Genomic DNA, 21,223 nt, shown 5'->3' with positions numbered 1-21,223 from the left:
CGGGCGAGCGTCGATCACCCGGACTCGCTCTCCGAGTCGCCGGCGAACGCGTGCTGCACGTCGTCGTAGTAGGCATCGAGATCGGCTTGCACGACATCGCCATCCACATCGAGCTTCGCGTGAGCAGCGAGGATCGCTCCCGACGACGGTCGATCGTCGCCCGTCGGCCACGTCTCGGGATCCCATGCGCCGGCGCGCTTGAACGCTGCGCCGCAGTGCAGGTAGCACTCCTCGACATCGACGATGATGACCGTCTTGGGGGTGCGACCGCCGATCGCGCAGAACTCGGCGAGTTCACTGTCACGGGCGACGATCGCCGTTCCCCGCACCCGCAGCGTCTCGGTGACGCCCGGCACGATGAACAACATGCCCATCGTCGGATTCGTCATGAGGTTCGAGAACGAGTCCAGTCGGTTGTTCCCGGCCATGTCTCCGAAGGCGAGATGACGGGAGTCCACCACCTTGACGAATCCCGGCTCGCCGCCGCGCGGTGACGCATCCGAACGCGTGCCATCACCGGTCGCAAGCACGACCAGGGGCGAGGCGGCGATGAAACCGGCCGCAGCCTCGTCGACCACCGGAATCGCCTTGTCGAGCACGAGCGGCGCAGGATCTCGATACACGGACCGGAGACCGGCCACCTCGGAGATCACCGTGGATACGGGCGCAGAGTCACTCATTCGGAACCTCTCGATCGGGACCCTCGGCGAGGGTCGTTCGAGAGGAATGGTACTCAAGGTATGCGAGTTGCGCCAGGGGTCGCGTCGACGAGATGTGCGAGCGCGACCGCAGCGTCGGCGAACTTATTCGGCGCCGACTCCGACGGGTCGTTGAACACGCGCTGCGACAGGCCCTGCATCAGCGCAGCGAACGCCGATGCGAACGCTTCGGCACCCCCATCGGTGACTACGTGACCGGCCGGCGACGTGGCGCCGGAGAAGATCGCCGCCAACTCGTCGACGTGCTCGCGCATTCGGGCCGCTTGCGCATCGAACAGTTCGGGGTCGCGCAGTGTGATCGACGACACTTCGAGCGCAAACGAATGCGCCCACATCGGAACCCGCATCCCACTCAGTCGCCCCCATTCGTCAGCGATCCGTCTCGCCTGCTCCTGCAGGCTCAGCCCGTCTTCGAGAACGTGAGCGATCGACGGCCAGGCCAACTCAGCCGCCCCTTCCTCGATCAACGCGCGCAGCAACTGTCTCTTGCCACCGAAGATCGAGTAGATGGCCCCCTTCGTCAGCCCGACCTGGGCTGCTACCGAATCCAGCAGCGTCTCGCGATATCCATCGCGAATCATCAGATCCCGGGCAGCGGCGATGAGGGCCGCCCGGTTACCGGCCTTCTTCTCGGCTCGACGCGTCTGCTTCGGTTCGTTCGTCTCCGCCATCGCTGACCAGTCTGGCCGATGTCGGAGAGAATCGCCCCGGCCCGCTCGCCCGAGCCGATCCATCGACGAGCTTCGCCGCCACGACGTCGAGTAGTCTCGTACCGTGAGTATCAATTCTGATCGCGGTTCCGAGAGCACCGGAACGACAGCGGCGTCAGCGAGCCGGGCAGTCGGACTCGATGACATCCGCCTCGAGCTCGACACCGTCCCGTCCTTCGACACCTTCCCCCATGTCGACGATCTGAGCAGCCGACTCCACGAACTCGCACGACGCAACCCGGAACGATGCCGGATCGATGCGATCGGCCGATCTGCCTCAGGTGAGCGGATCGAACGGCTCACGATCGACGGTGGACCACGCTCCGCGATCGTGGTGGGTTTCCCTCACCCGAACGAGCCGGTCGGTGGGCTGACCGCGCTCCACCTCGCACAGCGGGTGCTCGACGACGTCGAACTTCGAGACCGGCTCGGCCTCACGTGGCACGTCGTGGCGTGCGTCGACCCGGATGGCGCCCGCCTGAACGAGACCTGGTTCTCGAATCCTGCGTCGCGGGACTCCTACAATGCCGGCTTCTATCGACCACCCGGACGGTTGCAGGTCGAATGGACGTTCCCGTTCCACCATGGCGACATCCAAATCGATGCGCCGATCCCCGAGACGCAGGCGCTGATGGGGTTGATCGACGAGGTCGAACCCGATCTGCTGGTGTCTCTGCACAACTCCGAGTGTGGTGGCGTCTACTTCTACCTGTCGCGTCCAGAACCGAACCTCTATGACGTGTTCGCTGAGATTCCCGAGGCGGTCGGATTGGTGCTCGACGTGGGCGAACCCGAGGCACCGTGGATCCCACTGCTTGCACCGGGCGTCTTCGAGTCGCGCCCGATGGAGGAGATCGTCGACGGCATCATCGCATCGGGTGGCCGCACCGACCTCCTCGCCGGCACATCGAGCACCGACTACGCCCGACGTTTCGACACGCTGACTCTCGTGTGCGAGGTTCCGCAGTGGATCGACGACCAGGCGTGCAGCGAAGAACCGGGCACCGAGCGGTACGACGAACTTCTGACCACGCAGGCGACCCGCTACGGGCAGGCGGTCACCGAACTCCGGGCGATCCTCGACGCTGCAGGCGGCGACATCGTCGACTCGCCCTTCCTGGTCGCCGTCGTCGAGTTCCTCGACGACATGGAGAGCGTCGCTGAGGGCTCGGCAGGCAGGTCCGAGGAGCCGGAGAACGCCCGAACCGCATCCGTCGCCGAGGAATTCTCGGTTCGCGAGGCGGTCGATGCATACCGGGGCAGGCTCATCGGGATGCTCGTGCGAGCTCTATCGACCACGATCGAATCCGGCATCATGACGGCAGGGGTAACAGAAGCTCACGAACGGGCCGAGACGTTACGCACGACGTGGCTCGCGGAAAGCACGGCCCGATCACACGAACGCGCTGCGCCGATCGAAGCGCTGGTCGCCGCGCAGTATGGAGCCATCCTCTCCTCCGCACTCCTCCTTCGAGGCGAGAACTGACGCATCGTTCCCGCTGGCGCTGGGAGTGCGGTGGCCCGTTCGACCTTGTTCTTCGTCGGGACGTAGTCGGTGGTGGTGTTGCTCATGGCTTCGACTCCTGTTGTGTCGGTGTGATCTGCCGATTCACCGTTCGACGGTGAGTGTGGTTCCTTCGATGGTCGTGATGGTGAGGGTGGTGTCGTCGGAGATCTCGAAGGTGGCGCCGTCGGTGCGCACCGAACCGATGATCGCGACCACTGCGGTCTCCTGAGCGGTTCGCTCCGTGTCGCAGGCCATCAACGTCATCGCCGGCTCCGAATCGATCGACAGTGCGTCACCGTCGATGCCGTACGACGCCGACAACGTGTTGCAGCCGGTGTCGAGCGACATCGTGTCGTCATCGCCAAATGTGATGGTGGCGGGAGCGTCGGCCAGCGGCTCGATCCCATCGATGTCGGTGATGGTCCACTCCCCGACCAATGGTGATGACGCCACATCGGTGTCGACCCCTGTCGCACCGTCACCGGCTCGCACGAGCATCACCATTCCCAGATCGACCTCTCCCTGGACGGTGTCGATGATGTTCGCTGTGTCGGTGGTCCACTGCAGTCCCCCATCGGGGCCGGTGATCGTTGCCCGCAGCGAGTACGTCCCACGCTCGTCGAGATCAGAAGTGTCGGCCGAGAGTTCGAACGGGATGGGGACTTGCGAAGGGCGAATCGGCCTCAACCGCCACCACCACCACCACCACCACCACCGTCATCGTCCATCAGCCCAAATCGTTGCGGCCTGTGCACTGTCAACGTAGGGAACCAAGTCGATCTCGACCGCCGAGTCAGAGCACCGGTGACCCACTGGTCGACCGCCATCCGATCGCACCATGAAGTGCTCGCATCGCGGGCAAATCCACGGCTGCGCTTTGCTCGCCTCCACGCTCACCTCGGCACGCCAGTCTGTCCGGATCTCGCTACCGTCCGCAGGTCATCACCGAGCCTGCGCAGCAGACTGCGTTGTTGCAGAAGTTCCTCGAGCGTCTCGATGAGTTGCTCACGATCGACGCCGACCTTCGACTTCGGCGCGGCCATCGCAGCGGACCTCAGCAACGCAGTCAGCTCGTGGTCCGGAATGCTCATCATCCAGCACTCTACGAACGCGTGTTCGTGTCCGGCAACTCGACATTCTGCGATCGTCACGGCTCGGCTGCCTGACGTCCAGAGTCAGTGCTGTCGGCTCTGCGATCAATCCCGCGCCGAGGGCCAGTCGCTTCCCGCACTCTCGCCTGCGACCATCCGAGGATCTCGGCAGTCTGAACAACGCTCGTCGCATCGACCAACTGACCGGCCGCCGTGTCCTGCTCCACCACGAGTGTCGCGATGTCGGCGCGCAATGCCTCGATCCGTCGCTCCCGCGTGAAGAAGTCGTTGATCGCTGCGAGTTGAGCGTCGTATCGCTGCTTCACGCGATCGCGTGCTTCTCGTTCTGCTGGCGTCTCACTTCGTCTCGGCATTCTCGTTCTCCTGTCGTCGAGCCAGCCGACTCCGAACGTCGACGGTCACTCGACACCCAACAGGCCCACGAACCGGCCGACCGTTTCAACGAACGCTGCGACCAGCGTCAATGCGCACGCCATGCCGAACGGCCGAACCGACCCAGAACCCTCCCCCGCCCGCAATTTCTCGTCGCAATTTCTCGTCGCACAGATGCACCAGGGGTGCTGCACCGGCGCTTCGGCGCCGAACTTTGTTGAAACGATCAGCGCGAATCGGGGTCTGTTGGGGCTGTCATGTTGTCGCTATGGAAGCTCCGTGTGGGTGCCGAGGAGTACTACCTCGGCCAGGTCGCCGACGGCATCGACGACTACTACTCCGGCGCCGGCGAAACTCGTGGCCGCTGGCTCGGACTCGCCAACCACGCCCTCGATCTTGACGACGAGGTCACCGGTGATCAGCTTCGAGCCGTCCTTGCTGGCCTCAACCCCGGGACCGGGCTGACCCCGAACGGTGACCAGGTCAAGTCGTGGAAGAACCGTGTCCCTGGTTTCGACCTGACGTTCTCGGCTCCGAAGTCGGTGAGTGTGCTCTATGCACTTGGGGATCCGCTCGTGCGTGCCGAGGTCGTCGAGGCCACCAACATCGCCGTCGAAGAAGCGGTCCGTTGGCTCGAACGAGAAGCCTGTTTCGTCCGTCGCGGGTCGAACAATCGTGAGTCGAAGGCGGCTCCGTTCGAGCAGTTCGGTACGCGACGACTCCCTGGTGTCGGGTTCATCGCTGCGGGGTTCCGGCACCGAACGAGCCGTGCTGGCGACCCGCATCTGCACACCCATGTCCTCGTTGCGAACCTGACTCGCGGGCCCGACGGCAAGTGGTCCGCACTCGACGGCCAAGCCCTCTACCGCTCGAAGCTGGCCGCCGGAGCGATGTACCAGAGCGTACTGCGCAACGAGTTGTCTCGCCGTCTCGGCGTCGAGTGGAACACGGTCAACAACCACGTTGCCGACATTGCGGGCATCCCCCGTCGGGTCGTCAAGCACTTCTCGAAGCGACGCACCGAGATCGAAGACGAACTCGCCCGACTCGGAGTCGTTGGCCCCGACGCTGCCCGCGACGCAATGCTCGCCACCCGCACGAAGAAGCTCGACATTGACCACGACACGCTCGACGAGCACTGGCGAACCGATGCCGAAACAGTCGACTACTCCCCCGCCGACATCACCAGGCTGCTCGCCCACGCCAGCCCGCTCGATCCTCAACAACCACTCACCGCCGACACCAGAATCGCGGTTCGCGCCATCGATACCGAGACGGGCGAGCGCATCGAACGGACTCCCACGCTCGACGAGTTCGTCGCAACGGTTGCCTGCAGTCTGCCCGAAACTGATGCTGTCGTGAGCCGACACGACGTCCAGAACGCCGTCGCCTCGCAGCTCTCGAAGCACGGCAACACCAGGCTCGTCGAGCGCCTCACTGACACCGTTCTTTCATCTCCAGAACTCGTTCCGCTGCCGATCGAGAACGGAGCCGACGCCGGATGGGAACAGCGGTGGACGACACAACGTCTCCTCGACATCGAGGCCGACCTCACCACGATGTTCGCCCCTCACCCCACCCCCCGGCACGCGATCGACCCGGCCTTCGTCGACTCGATGCTCAACATCATCGACCGACCACTCGGACTCGACCAGGCCGACACGATCCGGCGCGTCTGCACCCAAGGCTTGCCGATCGAAGTGGTCGTCGGTCGTGCCGGGACCGGCAAGACCTACACAATGAACACTGTCCGCCAGGTCTTCGAAGCCGCCGGCCACCGGATGATCGGCGTCGCACCATCAGCGCAAGCCGCACGCGAACTCGGCGACGGTGCCGGAATCGACGCCTACACCGTTCCACGATTCCGAAACTCCTGTCTCGACACACTGTCGACGAGTGACGTGATCGTGATCGACGAAGCCGCAATGACCGGCACACTCGACCTCTGGAACGTTTGCAACGACGCCCGCAAAGTCGGAGCCAAAGTCATCCTCGTCGGCGACCACCACCAACTCCCCGAAGTCAATGCAGGCGGCGGCTTCGCTGCTGCTCTCGACGCACTCGGCGACCAGGCAGCGCACCTCACGATCAACCGGCGACAGCGCCACGAATGGGAACACCACGCCCTCGACCACCTCCGAAACGGCGACATCACCACCGCATGGAAGACCTACGTCGACCACGACCGAGTGACCCTCACCGACACCAGCGAACACCTCCACCGGCGCGCCGTCAACGACTGGTGGGCGGCACACAACTCAGGGTCGAACGCACACCTCCTTGCCGGCACCCGCTCCGAAGCGAGAGCCCTCAACGCCCTCGCCCGACAACACGCCGCCACAATTGGCACCCTCACCGGACCCCCGCTCCAGGTTCACGACGACGAGTTCCAGGTCGGCGATCGCATCGTTCTGCGACGCAACGACGTCGGGCACTACGACCTCGACAGTCACCGCCGCTGCCGAGTCGACAACGGGATGATCGGCACCATCGACGCCATCAACCCCAACACTGAAGAGATTGACCTGCGCCTCGGCAACCAGCGACGCATCCGGCTCACCGGCGCCTACGTCCGAGCCGGCCACATCGACCACGGATACGCCACCACCATCCACAAGGCCCAAGGCATGACCTGCGACGACATCTTCGTCGTCGGACCGGCTGGTCTCTACCGAGAAGCCGGCTACGTCGCCCTCTCCCGCGCCCGCAACACCGCCCGCCTCTACGCCACCACCAACGACGCAGCCACCATCGGCGAACGGGACTGTCAGATCGTTGGTGTAACTGACCTGGCTCATGGTTGTTGTTGGGATCTTAGGGCCTTAGAAGAGGCGGCCTTCGAAGGTGATGGCGAAGGCGTTGAGGGCGGGCTTCCAGCGGTTCATCCAGCGTTCCTGGCCGGTGCCTTTCGGGTCGAGCGACCGCACGACCATGTAGAGGCATTTGAGCGCTGCTTGCTCGTTGGGGAAGTGACCGCGTGCCCTCGTTGCTCGCCGGAACCGGGCGTTCAACGACTCGATCGCGTTCGTCGAGTAGATGACCCGGCGGATCTCCGGTGAGTAGTCGAGGAACGGCACGAACTCGGCCCACGCGTTCTTCCAGAGCGACTGGATCGCCGGGTAGCGGTTGCCCCAGATGGTGTGGAACTCGTCCAATCTCGCTGCGGCGTCGGCTTCGTTGACGGCGGTGTAGACGGGTCGCAGATCGCGTGCCATCTTGTCCCAGTCGGCGCGGCTGGCGAGGCGGAAGGTGTTGCGGATCAGGTGCAGCACACAGGTCTGCACGATCGCCAACGGCCAGGTCGCCTCGATCGACTCGGGCAGGCCTTTGAGTCCGTCGCACACGACGATGCAGGCGTCTTCGACGCCGCGGTTCTTGATCTCGGTGAGCACCTGCAACCAGTACTTGGCGCCCTCGCCACCGGTGCCGACCCAGAGGCCGAGGATGTCGCGTTGACCGTCAACGGTGACACCGATCGCCGCGTACACGGGCCGGTTGGCGACTTGACCGTCGCGGATCTTCACGACGATCGCATCGATGAAGATGACCGGATAGACGCGGTCGAGCGGCCGGTTCTGCCACTCGGCCAACTCGCCCAGGACCCGGTCGGTGATCTTCGAGATCGTCTCGCGGGAGATGTTCGTCGAGTACACCTCGGCCAGATGGGCTTCGACCTCACCAGTCGTCAAACCCTTCGCCGTCAAGGAGATGACCATCGAGTCGACCCCGTCGAGCCGGCGCTGGTTCTTGCGCACCGTTTCAGGCTCGAAGCTGCCGTCACGATCGCGTGGCACCTCCAGCTCGATCGGGCCGATCTCGGTGATCACCGTCTTCGAACGTGTCCCGTTGCGACTGTTGCCACCGTTGCGGCCCTCGACGGCGTGTTTCGGATAGCCGAGATGTTCTTCCATCTCGACCTCGAGACCCGTCTCGAGGACCTGCTTCGTGAGATCGCTCAGCAGCCCGCCGGGGCCGACGAGATTCCGCCCGTCCGATCGTGCCTGGTCGACGAGCTGCTCGGCAAGCGACCGATCTGGCCGCTCCTCGCTTGTCTCATCCGACGGTGTCACCACCGCCACATCATGGTCTGTCATCGTTGTCTGTCCTTCCGGCCAAGCGAGTCGCTCAGCGTTTCAGGCCAGACCAGTTACACCGCGGATCTGACAGTCCCCTCGGCGCAGCACTTCGTTCTCCTGCTCGAGGAGCCGAATGCGCTTGTTCGCTTCGCGTAGCTCGGCGTTGTCGGCTGTGGTCTTGCCGGGCTTGGTGCCGGCGTCGACAGCGGACTGGGAGAGCCAGTTCGACAGGGTCATCGGGTGGATCCCGAAGTCCTTCGCGATCTGCTCCAACGTCACCCCCTCTTCGCGGTTCTGGGCGACTCTCACGACATCGTCGCGGAACTCCTTCGGGTAAGGCTTCGGCATAGCAACATCCTTCCAGGCCCGCCTCGAGGGCAAGCCAGATCAGATGTCACCGAACCGTGCAGCAGACCCGGGCGGTGCGTTCGATACGGGCAAGGCCGTCCAGCAGATCAAAGAGAAGTCCCGAAAGTACGAAGAGGTGGCAGGCGCTTCGGGCTGTTCACTCGCGGTGGTGTTGGCAGCCGAGCCGAGTGAACCGCTCGATCTCGATCTGCTTCGATCGACTCTCCGTGGAGAACAATCCGTCTCGATCGCGATCCCGACCGCGCCAACGGATCCCCTGCTGGCCGACTGGTCGACGACGCTGCACAACAATCACGTACCGCCAACCTTCGGCTCGGCGCTGTCGGCGATCGGCTGGGTCGATACCCGAGACGCCAATGCCGTCATTATTATGTCGCTCTTCTGCTCTGTCCGTGGGTGAGTTGAGGGCCTATCCGCGGGTGCACCCCGCCTGATTCCTAGGTTTCGCGCTGTCGAAGGCTCGAAACTGAAAGGACGGCAGACGGGGTGCTGAACACCAAGGTATGGGAGAAGGCGTGCGGGTTGACGCGCACGGTCGTGGAAGGGGTCCGTGTCGACGACACCGATGGATCGATCGTGGTGTCGGCACGACCTGATGCGAGGGCTCGTGGCCGCTGCGGACACTGCCATCGACGTTCGCCTCGCTACGACCGTGGTGATGGTCGTCGGCGGTGGCGGGCGTTGGACGCCGGCACGACGAAGGTGTTCATCGAAGCCGACGCACCCCGGGTGCGTTGCCGCACGCACGGACCGACGGTGGTGGCAGTGCCGTGGGCTCGTCATGGGGTCGGCCACACCCGCGACTTCGACGACTTGGCGGCGTGGCTGGCGGTGCGCACCTCGAAGTCCGCGACGTGTGAGTTGTTGCGGGTGGCGTGGCGCACCATCGGTGCGATCGTCACGCGGGTCAATGCAGATGTCGAGGCGCGTGTTGATCGTCTCGACGGGTTGCGACGGATCGGGATCGATGAGATCTCCTACAAGCGCGGACACCGCTACCTGATCGTCGTGGTCGATCACGACACCGGCCATCTGGTGTGGGTCGGCCCTGGCCGCACCGACGCCGACTTGGAGGTGTTCTTCGACGAACTCGGCAACGAACGCGCTGCGGAGTTGACCCACATCTCTGCGGACATGGCGGGCTGGATCGCCCGCGTCGTCGCCAAGCGAGCCCCGAACGCCGTGCGCTGCGCCGATGCGTTTCACGTCGTCGCGTGGGCCATCGAAGCGCTCGACGTCGAGCGTCGCCGAGCCTGGAACCAGGCATCGGGACGAAACGCGATCACGACCGTCATGTCCCAGCGAGGACGCGCACGAGGCACCTCGCTCGGCATCGCACGCGCCCGCTACGCGCTCTGGAAGAACCCCGGCGATCTCACCGAGAACCAACGCGCCCAGCTCGACTGGATCGCCAAGATCGACCCTCGGCTCCATCGCGCTTACCTGCTCAAGGAAGGACTGCGGTTCGTGTTTGCCGTCAAGGGTGACGCCGGCAAGCACGCGCTCGACAGGTGGTTGTCGTGGGCGCGCCGGTCGCGAATGCCGGCCTTCGTCGAACTCGCCCGCAAGATCGTGAAGCACCGAGTGGCGATCGATCACGCCCTCGACTCCGGGCTCTCCAACGCCCTGATCGAGTCGACCAACACCAAGATTCGGCTCCTCACCCGCATCGCGTTCGGCTTCCACGGACCCGAACCCCTCATCGCCCTCGCCCTGCTCGCGCTTGGCAGCCACCCACCCGCCCTCCCAGGCCGAACCTGACCCACGGATACAGCAGAAGAGCGTATTATGTTCGATCTTCCGGGGGCGAACGTTGCCTTCCCCCGGCTCGACACTCCGCGCCTGAGGCACGAGGACGTATTCAAGCCCTGATCCCATCGTCCTGGCGAACGCTCTATCGCTCGGGTCTCCCCGATTCTCGACACCAGTCCTCGAGCGCGTCCATGAGCGCCGTTGCGACCGTCAGTGTCCGACCATCCATAGAACCGAGGTGCTCGACCGCTTCGACGAGTTGAAGTATCGACATGCCGATGGTGTCGCTGACGACCAAATCGCCCCACGCCTTCGAGTCGTTGTGCTCCGCCGACGCCAGAGCGACCCAGTCTTCGATCGCTTCTGCGAGCGCCGCTTCGATGGTGATCGGTTGCTCGAGCCAATACACGGTTCCGACGAAGAGATCGAGGCTCCGGAGTAGTCCGTCGTCGTTGATGTCGCTCATGTGATCGAGTGTTCCGGTGTGGGCGTCGGAGCGGCAACAGAGTCGAGGCCGTACCACTCGTCGAGGATGGCTTGGGTCGATGCGTAGTCGTCGATCTCGGCAACAGCGCTCGCGGCGACTGGCAACGAGGTGGGGAGGTAGGCGTCCCAGCCGCCCGGAGGGTTCGGCCATGTCCGCCGCAGCACCGCGGTCGCAGCGTCCGTGTCGCCCGGGTGCATCGAGACCGCGATCTCGAACGCGGCGGTCGGGTCCGGTCTGCTGTTCGCGCAGAGGCGAAGCACTTCATCGCATTCGATACCGAGGCCGTAGGCGAGAGCTGCGACTCGGGCCGGCTCTGCGGTGCGATAGGTCTGCACGATGAGGTCGTGGTTCGCCCGGTCCTCGGCTCGCACGATTCGAGACCCTGCGCGCACTGCGGGCTCGTCGCCGAATGCAACGGCGATCGCATCGGACGGCCACAACTCCGGCTGCTCTGCGTCGTGTGGCATCGGTGTTGCGAGTGCTGTTCGAATCAGCGAGTCGTCGATGCCGAGGTGTCGAAGCACTCGCACGGTCTGGCCTGCGGTGATACCCGCCTCTGCCATCAGCACAGCTGCTTCGCCTGCGCTTTCCGGTTCGTAGACGATGGCCATGAGCCGGCGAGCGGGTTCCGGTTCGAGACGGTTCTTGACGGCCAGCACGAACTCGGCGTCGGTCATTGTTGTTGGGTCGAGCCCGGGACGAGCAGCACGTTCGGACGGCATCCCAGTGAGCGCCAGTGTCGGCTGTTCGACCGTCTCGACCGCTGTCGGATCGGCCGCCTGTGGCGTGGCCGACTCGTGCGAGTCGGCGGTTCTCAGCTCGGTGACGTTGTCGGCGACGTGGGGTGCTGCGTGGTCGAGGGCGTCGGGTGTGAGTTCGACGCCCAGGTCGGTTTCGAGGATGTCGACAAGACGCTTGGTTGTCGTGAGTACCGCTTCGGCCGTGGACCGGATGAGTTCGACGTCACCACCAGCCCAACCGGTGACATACGGAATCGAGTAGCTCTGCGAGTCGAGGCCGATCGTCTGCGATAGCAGATAGGCGACGGACTCGGCTTCGACCTCTTTGGTGTCGCGCTCGGCACCGAGTCGGTGTTCGTGTCCGAGTTGCACGTGGGCCCACTCGTGCAGCAACGTCTTGATTCGTTGCGGTGGTTCGAGGTCGTCGGCGACCTTGACTGATCGCTCGCCCCAGGTCGTCATGCCGTTCCACGTCTCGACGGGGGTTCGTGAGTGCAGGGTGACGGTGTAGCCGTCGTCTTCGAGTTGGCCGACTACTGCGGCCCACACGTGCTGCCACCGATTGTCACCGGTGAGGAGTTCGGGCATCTGCGGTTCGGGGATCGCCGGTGGCGACACGAGCTGGCCCTGGTGGAACACCTTGACGGTGCGGAACCCTCGGAGTCGCTTTCGGCTGGTCTCCTCGCCTGTGTCGTCGTCGACTTCGACGGACTTCGAGATCATCGGCGCCAGGATCACGAGACCTTTCTGGCCTTTCGCCACCTGGCAGTTCCCTCCATCGGTCGCTAAGATGCGGGTCCAGTTCCGATACGAGGCGACGTAGCCCTGGGCGCCCTGGAGCGCGAGCAACATTTGGTTCTGTGGCGAGTAGCGATGAAATGCACGTGCCGCTTGGAGATACGCGAGCCACTCATCGGTCGAGGTCATGGCGCCGACTTGGTCGGTCAACTGGCTGTGGAGTTCGTCGATCACGGCGGCGTGATCGACTCGTTGCCGCTTCATGACGCCACCTCGACGGGCACGGCGTCGTCGGCGAAGAGCGTTGCTTGCTCGCCGGGGCCGACGGTCGCGACAACTTGCGCAGTTCGTTCAGGGGTCGGTGTCCACGGACCCGAGCCGACGGGCGTCGTCGACCGTTCCGGTGTCGGTGGTCCCATGTCAGCGAGTCGCTTGATTCGCCACCACTCGCGACCTTGGACGTGAGCGGGCGGCAGGTTCGAGTGGATCAACAGCGCGGACCCGTACTTGGGGAGGCGAGCCAGGAAGTACGGGACGAGCGGCTCGCGGTTCTGTTGGCCTGAGATCGATCGTCGCCCACCGCCGAGGTCGTTGGACCATGAGCGTCGCTCGATCTCTTCGTCGCCGACGATCTTGGACACGTATCCGAGGGTCGAGTCGTCCGACGCTCCGGGGAAGAACAGCTTGGTCGCGTGGTTGGTGAGCAAGATGTCGGCGCGTTTGCCGTACGCCTCGTGGATCTGGGCGAGTGACTGCCACACCGTCACGAGCTGGATACCAATGCCCGCACACGTCGACGACACTTCGGGGAGCCACGACAGCGGGATGTTGCCGGCCTCGTCGATCAACATCAGCAGCGGCGCCGGGAATGGGCGGCCCTGCATGTCCCACTCGTAGGCCTGCGACTTCAGGTCCGAGAGCAGTCCGGCGAGCACCGGAGCGAGACGTTTGTAGTCATCGAGACTCACCAGCAGATACAGGGTGTTGGCGCCCTCGCCTTCGGGGCCGGTGTCCAGCAGCCAGTCGAGGTCGATCCACTCCCCCTTGCCGTCGGTGAGATCAGTTGCGGCGGCGACGTTCGGGTCTAGCCACGGGTCGCACACTGTCTGGGCTGTTGCGTACACGGATGCGATGATCCGGTCGTCGGGCTTGTTCCAGATCGATCGCAGATGCCGAATGCCTGAGTCGGCTGCCTCCTTCGTTGCCGGGTTCTGGAACGCAGCGTTCAACCGGTCGAGTGGCGGGCACGGCTTTTCCTTCTTCTTGCCGGTCGCCGTGTCGGAGGCGTTCGGGTCGGGTCGGGTCATGTCGTAGACCCACTTGGCGACCTCGCGCATCGATGGCCGCGCCGACAACGCGGCGGCACCGAGGAGGCCGGTGAAGAGCAACTTGCCCTGTGTCGTCCAGAAGTCCATGCCGCCGTCGACGCCGGCCTTCGGCGTCCATGACGACATCGCTTCGCCGGCTTTCTTGGCTCCCGTGGCGGTGTGTGCCGATCGCAGCGGCGACCACTTCGCGATCTCGGTCTCCTTGATCTGGACTGCGCCTCGGTTCTGCTTGAGGAAGCCGCCGGGGTCGAACACTCGGACGCTGCCCACGTTGCGGCGACGGGTGATCGTGGCGTCCATCAGATCGCGTTTGACGCTGAGCACGATCGCCGGGCCCCTCCAGTCGAGCAGCCCGGGGATCGCGCACTGTGATGTTTTGCCGCATCGAGTCGATCCCGCAATCGCGATCGAGGTGACATCTCCCTGCTGACCTGATCGCAGCTCCCCCGTCACCCGAGCGATCAGTTTCCTGAGACCGGTGTGTTGTGATGTCGCCCAGCGGCGGTTCTCGGTTGCGAGGAGCCACTTCCCCCAGACCCCGAGCACAAATCGACCAGGAACGGGCTCTCGAATCATTAACGGCCGAAGTTCTCGTCGAGTCGCGAAACGGGCATGCGCTTCGACGCCGAGCCGGCGACGACCCGATGAGAACGATCGCCACAGCAACCGGAACCCGACGACGATTGCTCCCAACAGAACAACGGCCAGCAAGGTCGCTGTCCAATAGACCACCGGACCTGCAATCAATGGCCCAACTTCGGCGGGCCACGCAGCCGCCGGATCGCCAGGAGTCTTGAACAACGACGGGATCGCACGAAGGGCGTCACCGAGCCCGACCGGCGGCACGCCGCTGCCGACCGCAATCGCCGCCACCGTCGCACCGATCCAGACCGCAACGGAGCCTGCCATTGCAGCTGCGAGCAGCGAGAGCAGCACGGTCTCGATTGGCGACATCGATCCGGACGAAGCGGAGGACACAGACGCTTGGGAACTCATGGCAGCGATGAAGCCGAACATCGTTCACGCCAACCCTCACAGTGCGAGAAATTCTCTGAGAAAGTTGCGCCCAATACACACGCCAACGCGCATTCTCCCTGCTCAACACACATTCGTCACGACGGTGGCCGATCTCGACACAGCGGGTCGCTGTGAGGGTTGCAGTGATGGTGAAAGTTCATCGTGGCAGTCGAACCCATCCACCCACCTCCACCAGGAGTTCGAGCCATGGCCATCCACCACCCGCACAACCACCCCATCCACGAACAACTCGACCGGCAGTACCACCGCTGTCTCGCACCCACCCGCCACTCCCGCATCAAGCAACGCTGGTTCACCGAGCCGGCCCTCGCCGGTCTCGGAATCGATGAGATCCTCGACATCTGCGCCACGCCCACAGCCGCTCAGAACCCGATCGTCCGGTCACTCATCGCCCGCCACCAGGACGACGACACCGACGCCACCACCATCTTGCTGATCGCTCTGCTCCCCTCGCTCACACGAATCGAGTCGACGTTCACGCCACGCCAGCGCAGAGACGACGCCTACTCAGCGCTTTGGGCCGCCGCCGGGCACCTCCTCGCGACCATCGATCCCCAACACGAGCCCGTCTCGGCAAACGGCTGCCCACGAGCGCTCATCTCCCACCTCGCCACCCGCCTGCGGTCCAGCAAGCGAGCCCTCGAACCCGAACACCGCAACCTCTGTCGCCGATACCAACGTGACGGCCTTCCCGTCGTCGTCAGTCTCGACGCGAGCCACATCGACCCCGCCGCCCAGGACTTCGTGTCACAAGTGTTCGCCCGACTCGAACTCGAACGAAGCTTGCCTGGAGACGTCGGTGGTTGATCGTCGACACCGGCCAGATCTCTCGCCACCAATGGAACCAACTACTCAAGCATCGCCTCGGCGATGTCCCTCGCAGCAACGCACTCCGCATCAACGCTCACCGAACGACTGAAGCGCCCCGGGTTTGGTAGAGGCCGGGGTTATTGAGTCCCGGCCGGGTTGGCGGGGACGATTTGACTGTAGTGGGCGGTCTCGAATGCGGTCGGGGTGGTGAAGCCGGGGCCGGGTTCGATCTCGCCGTGGAGACGTCGGTGGTTGAACCAGTCGACGTAGGTGAGGGTGGCGAACTCGACATCGTCGAGACCGCGCCAGGGACCCTGCTTGTAGATCAGCTCCCACTTGTAGAGCCCGTTGAACGACTCGACGAGGGCATTGTCGTAGCTGTCGCCCTTGGAGCCGACCGACGCGACGATGGTGTTGTCGGCGAGGCGGTCGGAGTAGCGAACGGACAAATATTGGACTCCGCGGTCGCTGTGATGGATCAGCTCCGACAGGTCCGCGCCCTGGCGTTTCCGGTTGAACACGGCCATCTCGAGAGCGTCGATCGCCAGATCCGACTTGAGTGATCGGCTGGCCTGCCACCCGACGACCATGCGGGAGAACACGTCGACGATGAACGCGACGTAGACCCAGCCCGAGTGCGTTTTGACGTAGGTCAAGTCCGCCACCCAGAGCCGGTTCGGTGCCGGCGCTACGAACTTGCGATCCACCAGATCCGCCGGCCGATCGAGTGCATCGTCGCCTTCGGTGGTGCGGATCCACACCCGTCCCCGCCGGCAGCCCTGCAAGCCCATGTCGCGCATCAGGCGCTCGACGGTGCAGCGAGCGACTCGGACCTCGTCTTTGTTCAGTTGGTCCCAGATCTTGTCGGCGCCGTAGACCGCAAGGTTCTCCTCCCACACCCGCAGGATCTGCGGGCGCAGCTCCGCATCACGAACCGCACGTGCCGACAGCGGGCGCTTCTTGGCGGCGTGATACGTCGACGGGGCGATCCCAACCGTGTTGGCGATCGACTCGATACCCCACCGCAACTGTCCGCTGCGGTTGTTCTTGTGTTCGTCGATGAACCGGATCACTTCGTTGATCGGCGGTCGAGTTCCGCCCCGAAGAAATGCGCCGCCGCCTTCAAGATGTCGTTGGCGCGCTTCAGCTCAGCGTTCTCGCGCTTCAGGCGTTTCAGCTCCGCGAGCTCGTCGGTGGTGGCGCCGGGCCGGCGACCGGTGTCGGTCTCAGCTCGTCGGACCCACAGCCGGACCGTCTCGGCCTTCGGGCCCAGCTTCTCGGCGACCGAACAGATCGCCTCCCACTGGGATCCGTACTCGTGCTCGTGATCGAGCACCATCCGAACGGCACGCTCGCGCAGCTCGTCGGGATACTTGCTTGGCATCACTCCATCCTCTCAAGGAACAGAGCCTCCACGAATCCCGGGGCGCTTCAACCCGGCGATCCAGTCGCTCTGGAAGAACGCGTGGGCCGAGTTCGTGCCGTTCCTCGACTACTCACCGGAGATCCGCCGGGTCATCTACTCGACGAACGCGATCGAGTCGTTGAACGCCCGGTTCCGGCGAGCAACGAGGGCACGCGGTCACTTCCCCAACGAGCAAGCAGCGCTCAAATGCCTCTACATGGTCGTGCGGTCGCTCGACCCGAAAGGCACCGGCCAGGAACGCTGGATGAACCGCTGGAAGCCCGCCCTCAACGCCTTCGCCATCACCTTCGAAGGCCGCCTCTTCTAAGGCCCTAAGATCCCAACAACAACCATGAGCCAGGTCAGTTACACCAACGATCTGACAGTCCCCGCTCGTCGACCTGAACCGGAACCTGTCAAGCCGTTTGAGACATTTCTAGTTTGAGTGGATGAGGGCCTCGCGTTGGGGTTCGTTGATCCAGGCGACAGCTGGGAGTTTCGGGGGTTCGGGCCGGCGGTGACGGAATCGGGCCGGGTTTGAGGCGTAGGCAGCGTCGAGGGTGACCGACCGCTGCTCGCGGATCTGGTCGGCGGTGCCGTAGTGAACCGAGGCCGGCGTGTGGAGCCCGATCCCGGAGTGGCGATGCACGTGGTTGTAGTGATCGAAGAACTCGGCGCAGAACGCTCTGGCATCCGCGATGGAGCCGAATCGGTCGGGGAACGCCGGGCAGTATTTCAGCGTCTTGAATTGGGCTTCGGAGTAGGGGTTGTCGTTGGAGACGTGCGGCCGGGAGTGGGATCGTGCGACGCCGAGATCGACCAGCAGTTGTGACACCGGCTTGGAGGTCATTGCGCTGCCGCGGTCGGCGTGCAACGCCAACTCGCCCTTCGCGACACCTTGGTCTCGGTAGGCGGCGTCGATGAAGTCGGCAGCGAGTTGGCCGGTCTCTGCTGGTGCGACGCACCAGTTGACGACATAGCGGGAGTAGATGTCGATGATCACGAACAACTCGTAGTAGACGCCACGCGTCGGGCCCTTCAGCTTGGTGATGTCCCACGACCAGACGGCGTTGGGTGCAGTGGCGATGAGTTCGGGTTTCTTGCGTGCCGGGTGGGTGCGCTGGCGGCGTCGTTCGCGGTTCTGACCCGCGATGCGCAGCAGGCGGTACATGGTCGAGATCGAGCACAGGTAGGTGCCGTTGTCGAGGAGTCGCGCCCAGATCTGGGCGGGTGCGAGGTCGCAGAACTCCGGCGAACGCAGCACCGCCAGCACGTGTTGGCGCTCGGCCTCGGTCAGCTTGTTCGGTGGCACCGGTCGAGGTGCGGGCGGACCCAACTTGGGTGGTCGACAGCGCCGGTAGTGCGAGGCCCGGGGCTGGCCGAGCAGACGGCACGCTTGTCTGGTCGACGTCGCTGCGGTGAGGTCGTTGAGGTGGGTGTCGATCACTGCTTGTACTTCGGGTCGATGTCCGCGCTCTCGGAGAGCAGCTCCAAGAGCGCGTGTGCTTTTCCCGTGATCTCCAACGCCAACTTCGTGCGCTCCAGCTCCGACTCGAGCTTCGCGTTCTTCTTCCGGAGCCGGTCGAGTTCGGCCTGCTCCGCGCTGCGACGTCGACGATCCTTGGCCGTTGTGGCCGGCTGGTCGCGGCGGGCGCGCTGGTTGCGCCACTCCGAGATATGCGACGTGTACAAGCCCTCGCGGCGCAACAACGCACCGCGCTCCTCGCTGGTCGCGGCGTTGTCGTACTCGTCGATGACGCGGTCCTTGAAGACGTTCGAGAACCGTCGACGGGTCGGTTTCGCTGCCGGATCGACAGCATCATCGTGTTCGTTCACGCTCCCATTCTGGGCGCGAACTGATGTGGTGGTTGTGGTCATGGTCATCGGTCAGGTGTCCTTGTTCTCGCCCCGATGGACAGTGAGCACCGGCATCACCGGTGTCTCACCTCAGCCTGACAGACAGGGATCCGAACGATCTCTGCTCGCGCCCACGGATTCGAATCGGTGCCGGCGAACAAGTCGGAGCATGCAGAAACGAACTCCTTCGGGATTCGTTCCGCAGCGTTAGCGGTTGCGCTAGCAATGTCGCGCCGGAGATGCGCGAGCTGGGCTTCGCCTCCCATTTGTTGAAACATGGCCATCGGCCCAGTAGGGGGCGACTCGTGGAACTCGTGCTCCCTATCGATCCACGTGAGTAACAGGCCAAGAAGCGTGTCGGCAGACAGAGCGCCGATAGGCGCGCGCGAGGTAGTGAGGGTCAAGAGGTCAGATGCTCGGCCCTGATAGTCCTCGTCCAAATCGAGGTTCTTAAGGTTCGGTAGGTCGTGTAACGCGGTGACACAGCGGCCAAGTACGGCTTCGAAAACATCGGCCGACAGCGGACCAGAATCGTGCCGCACAGGTGAGTCGTAGCAGTCGATGAGGCGACGTCGGTACCCCGCACTGGCACCCTTCCACCGCGCCGAGACCGACTCCTCAACGTGCGACGCGTCGGAAACCAGAACGACGCCGACGGTCTGCGCGATCTCGTCCGACGGGTTGTAGTGGTCGTAGCGGTCCTCGCTGTGCCGAAGACCGTCGAGCATGGCGGGCAAGAGACGGCGACCTATCGAATCGTCAATCTCGATCAGACTTCGTGTCGCCGATGCCGCCGCCGCTCGACGGTGGGACTCGCCGCGACGAAGCTCCGCTGCGAGCTGAGCCTCAACAGCAGCGGGCGAAGCAGAGTGGTAGCGGAGGAACGCTCCCGCGTCACCTGATTTCCGCCGATGAAAGTCTCCGGAAGGTCCGGCGCGGCGAATGACTGCCTCGGCCAACGCGTTGTCGAAGTCCGCAGCCACTCCGTGCTCGGCGAGGTAGCGACAGCCCTCTCCGAGAGCCCAGCCAGCGCGTACTGCATCCAGACAGACTGCGTGCAACTCAGGTTGGGCTCCGCCTGACTCAAGCAACAAGAGGACATCCAGGAGCACGGCGGATCGGAGGGCTTGGCTGTCTGTCCGGAGCATCGCTCGGATGGAACCCACGAACATCTCGGGGGTCAATCGCGCTGCTGTGCGGAGTTCCTCCGCAGCCTCGGAGTTGGCGGGATCGATGTCGAGCTGATTGATGAGCGAAACGAGCTGCTGGCATCCTGCATCGAGTTGTGCTGCAACGAGTGTCCGGTGGTCGGATCGTCGCTGACGTTCCGCGAGTGCGGTGCGTCGGGCGGTGTCGGCCCTCTGCTCCTGCTCAGCTCGCTCCGCCAGCTCCCGCTCGGCAAGCGTGCCGAGATTCGGGACTCGGCCGCCGGGAACACGATCGGTGCACCCGCGGCAGTTCGCTTCGTAGAAGCCCACCGGATCGAGTCGCATTCCGGCGAAGCCAGACGGATCCGTTGCGTAGTCGCATGTGAACCTGCCGCCCGTGATCGGCAGTCCGGTCATCTCCTCCACGAGTCCGACCCCCATCCCCGTCTGATCGGTTCGGAGGTGAGTACACCAAGCCTTGCCAAGACTGATGAGCTCGGCGTTCTGCCGCCCGATCTCCATGGCGTTCTCAATTTCGTCGTTCATGGCCCGTCACTCTCCCGACTGGTGGCCGGATCAACGCACCGCGCATCGTTCCGGGAAATCACACCGATGTAACGCTACCGCATGGTTGCGAAGCGATCCGATGGCGATCCAGCCAACGGCAGGGTGTTCAACCCAGCCCGACGGCAGGGTCCAACCTCCGTCGCCCTGAGCTGGAGAGTGGCTACGTCCCCCGCTTCATCGAGGCTCCAATTTGTCTTGATTGGATCGTCGCCCCGTCCGAGGTCCCCGTTGCAGCGATCTGTCGCTTCAGTCGTTCGGACGTCCGACGGTCGGTTGACGTTGCGGCCAGTCAGCCAAATTGTCCTCCCAATTGTCCTCCTCGTCGAAAACGACGAAACCCCAGGTCGGAGGAAATGACCTCTGACCTGGGGTTTTAAGTGTCGGGCTGACAGGATTTGAACCTGCGACCCCTTGTCCCCCAGACAAGTGCGCTACCAAGCTGCGCCACAGCCCGTGACGGAGGATGAGGCTACCGGCGGTCGTCGCCG

Annotated in this window: 17 protein-coding genes, 1 tRNA gene and 3 pseudogenes; 6 read left to right on the top strand and 15 right to left on the bottom strand. The window is 64.2% G+C overall.

All coding sequences use genetic code 11. From position 1 onward, the window contains the following. Positions 1-14: 14 nt before the first annotated feature. Together ACOOHC_RS09610 and ACOOHC_RS09605 are read right to left on the bottom strand one after the other, a co-directional pair. A complete protein-coding gene (locus tag ACOOHC_RS09610; protein ID WP_420453762.1) occupies positions 15-680 on the bottom strand; it encodes an MSMEG_1061 family FMN-dependent PPOX-type flavoprotein in 666 nt (221 codons plus the stop codon). A gap of 53 nt (positions 681-733) precedes the next feature. Next, positions 734-1,390 carry a TetR/AcrR family transcriptional regulator gene (locus ACOOHC_RS09605; protein WP_420453761.1) on the bottom strand — a complete coding sequence of 219 codons (657 nt, stop codon included), beginning with the start codon at positions 1,388-1,390 and terminating at the stop codon, positions 734-736. A 103-nt stretch (positions 1,391-1,493) separates the two neighbouring features. Here ACOOHC_RS09605 and ACOOHC_RS09600 point away from each other — a divergent pair, with 103 nt between their 5' ends. Further along, positions 1,494-2,915, top strand: a complete 1,422-nt coding sequence (locus ACOOHC_RS09600) for a M14 family zinc carboxypeptidase (protein WP_420453760.1) — start codon at positions 1,494-1,496, stop codon at positions 2,913-2,915. 123 nt (positions 2,916-3,038) lie between these two features. On the opposite strand, the gene ACOOHC_RS09595 is transcribed toward ACOOHC_RS09600, so the two are convergent. The 4 genes and pseudogenes from ACOOHC_RS09595 to ACOOHC_RS09580 all read right to left on the bottom strand — a co-directional run bounded on the left by ACOOHC_RS09595 (position 3,039) and on the right by ACOOHC_RS09580 (position 4,353). Then, positions 3,039-3,440: an META domain-containing protein gene (locus tag ACOOHC_RS09595; protein ID WP_420453783.1), complete on the bottom strand. Its 402-nt coding sequence runs from the start codon at positions 3,438-3,440 to the stop codon at positions 3,039-3,041. Between the two features lie 42 nt (positions 3,441-3,482). Then, positions 3,483-3,623: pseudogene (locus ACOOHC_RS09590) on the bottom strand (YbaY family lipoprotein); the annotation flags it as partial. Positions 3,624-3,829: 206 nt separating this feature from the next. Then, complete coding sequence (locus tag ACOOHC_RS09585) at positions 3,830-4,027, bottom strand: hypothetical protein (RefSeq protein ID WP_420453759.1); 198 nt, start codon at positions 4,025-4,027, stop codon at positions 3,830-3,832. Between the two features lie 56 nt (positions 4,028-4,083). Next, a complete protein-coding gene (locus ACOOHC_RS09580; RefSeq protein WP_420453758.1) occupies positions 4,084-4,353 on the bottom strand; it encodes a hypothetical protein in 270 nt (89 codons plus the stop codon). A 324-nt stretch (positions 4,354-4,677) separates the two neighbouring features. Here ACOOHC_RS09580 and mobF point away from each other — a divergent pair. Continuing rightward, positions 4,678-7,131 (top strand): annotated as a pseudogene (mobF, locus tag ACOOHC_RS09575) (MobF family relaxase); the annotation flags it as partial. 111 nt (positions 7,132-7,242) lie between these two features. Here the strand turns inward: mobF and ACOOHC_RS09570 are convergent. Further along, on the bottom strand, positions 7,243-8,514 hold the full coding sequence (locus tag ACOOHC_RS09570; protein WP_420451164.1) for an IS256 family transposase: 1,272 nt from the start codon (positions 8,512-8,514) through the stop codon (positions 7,243-7,245). A gap of 39 nt (positions 8,515-8,553) precedes the next feature. Next, the gene (locus tag ACOOHC_RS09565) at positions 8,554-8,844 is read right to left on the bottom strand and encodes a transposase (RefSeq protein ID WP_420453757.1); all 291 of its coding nucleotides are present in this window, start codon (positions 8,842-8,844) and stop codon (positions 8,554-8,556) included. Positions 8,845-8,887: 43 nt separating this feature from the next. Here ACOOHC_RS09565 and ACOOHC_RS09560 point away from each other — a divergent pair, with 43 nt between their 5' ends. Beyond that, the gene (locus ACOOHC_RS09560) at positions 8,888-9,265 is read left to right on the top strand and encodes a hypothetical protein (protein ID WP_420453756.1); all 378 of its coding nucleotides are present in this window, start codon (positions 8,888-8,890) and stop codon (positions 9,263-9,265) included. Positions 9,266-9,351: 86 nt separating this feature from the next. Continuing rightward, positions 9,352-10,626: an ISL3 family transposase gene (locus ACOOHC_RS09555; protein ID WP_420451721.1), complete on the top strand. Its 1,275-nt coding sequence runs from the start codon at positions 9,352-9,354 to the stop codon at positions 10,624-10,626. A 133-nt stretch (positions 10,627-10,759) separates the two neighbouring features. Here the strand turns inward: ACOOHC_RS09555 and ACOOHC_RS09550 are convergent, their stop codons facing one another. From ACOOHC_RS09550 to ACOOHC_RS09540, 3 genes are read right to left on the bottom strand one after another with little or no spacing between them, the layout of a single operon-like run. Beyond that, positions 10,760-11,083, bottom strand: a complete 324-nt coding sequence (locus ACOOHC_RS09550; RefSeq protein ID WP_420453755.1) for a hypothetical protein — start codon at positions 11,081-11,083, stop codon at positions 10,760-10,762. Further along, positions 11,080-12,846: an ArdC family protein gene (locus ACOOHC_RS09545; protein WP_420453754.1), complete on the bottom strand. Its 1,767-nt coding sequence runs from the start codon at positions 12,844-12,846 to the stop codon at positions 11,080-11,082. Before ACOOHC_RS09545 ends, ACOOHC_RS09550 begins: the two co-directional genes overlap by 4 nt. Beyond that, a complete protein-coding gene (locus ACOOHC_RS09540) occupies positions 12,843-14,927 on the bottom strand; it encodes a type IV secretory system conjugative DNA transfer family protein (protein ID WP_420453753.1) in 2,085 nt (694 codons plus the stop codon). The genes ACOOHC_RS09545 and ACOOHC_RS09540 overlap by 4 nt, the downstream gene beginning before the upstream one ends. Before the next feature lie 207 nt (positions 14,928-15,134). Between ACOOHC_RS09540 and ACOOHC_RS09535 the strand changes: the two genes are divergently transcribed. Beyond that, positions 15,135-15,755: a hypothetical protein gene (locus ACOOHC_RS09535; protein WP_420453752.1), complete on the top strand. Its 621-nt coding sequence runs from the start codon at positions 15,135-15,137 to the stop codon at positions 15,753-15,755. Between the two features lie 140 nt (positions 15,756-15,895). Here the strand turns inward: ACOOHC_RS09535 and ACOOHC_RS09530 are convergent. Continuing rightward, a protein-coding gene (locus tag ACOOHC_RS09530; RefSeq protein ID WP_420451160.1) for an IS3 family transposase occupies positions 15,896-17,142 on the bottom strand; the annotation gives its coding sequence in 2 pieces (ribosomal slippage) (positions 15,896-16,869 and positions 16,869-17,142; 1,248 coding nt in all). Between the two features lie 52 nt (positions 17,143-17,194). Here ACOOHC_RS09530 and ACOOHC_RS09525 point away from each other — a divergent pair. Continuing rightward, positions 17,195-17,491, top strand: a pseudogene (locus ACOOHC_RS09525) (transposase); the annotation flags it as partial. A gap of 108 nt (positions 17,492-17,599) precedes the next feature. Here ACOOHC_RS09525 and ACOOHC_RS09520 read toward each other — a convergent pair. The 3 genes from ACOOHC_RS09520 to ACOOHC_RS09510 form a co-directional block, all read right to left on the bottom strand. After that, positions 17,600-19,047 (bottom strand): IS3 family transposase gene (locus ACOOHC_RS09520; RefSeq protein WP_420451466.1). Its coding sequence is split into 2 segments (ribosomal slippage): positions 17,600-18,678 and positions 18,678-19,047, totalling 1,449 coding nucleotides; the frame shifts between segments, so codons are not numbered across the junction. 47 nt (positions 19,048-19,094) lie between these two features. Next, positions 19,095-20,714 carry a hypothetical protein gene (locus ACOOHC_RS09515; protein WP_420453751.1) on the bottom strand — a complete coding sequence of 540 codons (1,620 nt, stop codon included), beginning with the start codon at positions 20,712-20,714 and terminating at the stop codon, positions 19,095-19,097. Between the two features lie 401 nt (positions 20,715-21,115). Next, positions 21,116-21,189 (bottom strand) — tRNA-Pro (locus tag ACOOHC_RS09510). Between the last annotated feature and the right edge of the window lie 34 nt (positions 21,190-21,223).

It is taken from the genome of Ilumatobacter sp., assembly GCF_965215205.1.
Classification (GTDB): Bacteria; Actinomycetota; Acidimicrobiia; order Acidimicrobiales; family Ilumatobacteraceae; genus Ilumatobacter_A.
The sequence above is the reverse complement of the archived record's forward strand: the minus strand, read 5'-3'. Positions and strand labels throughout refer to the sequence as shown.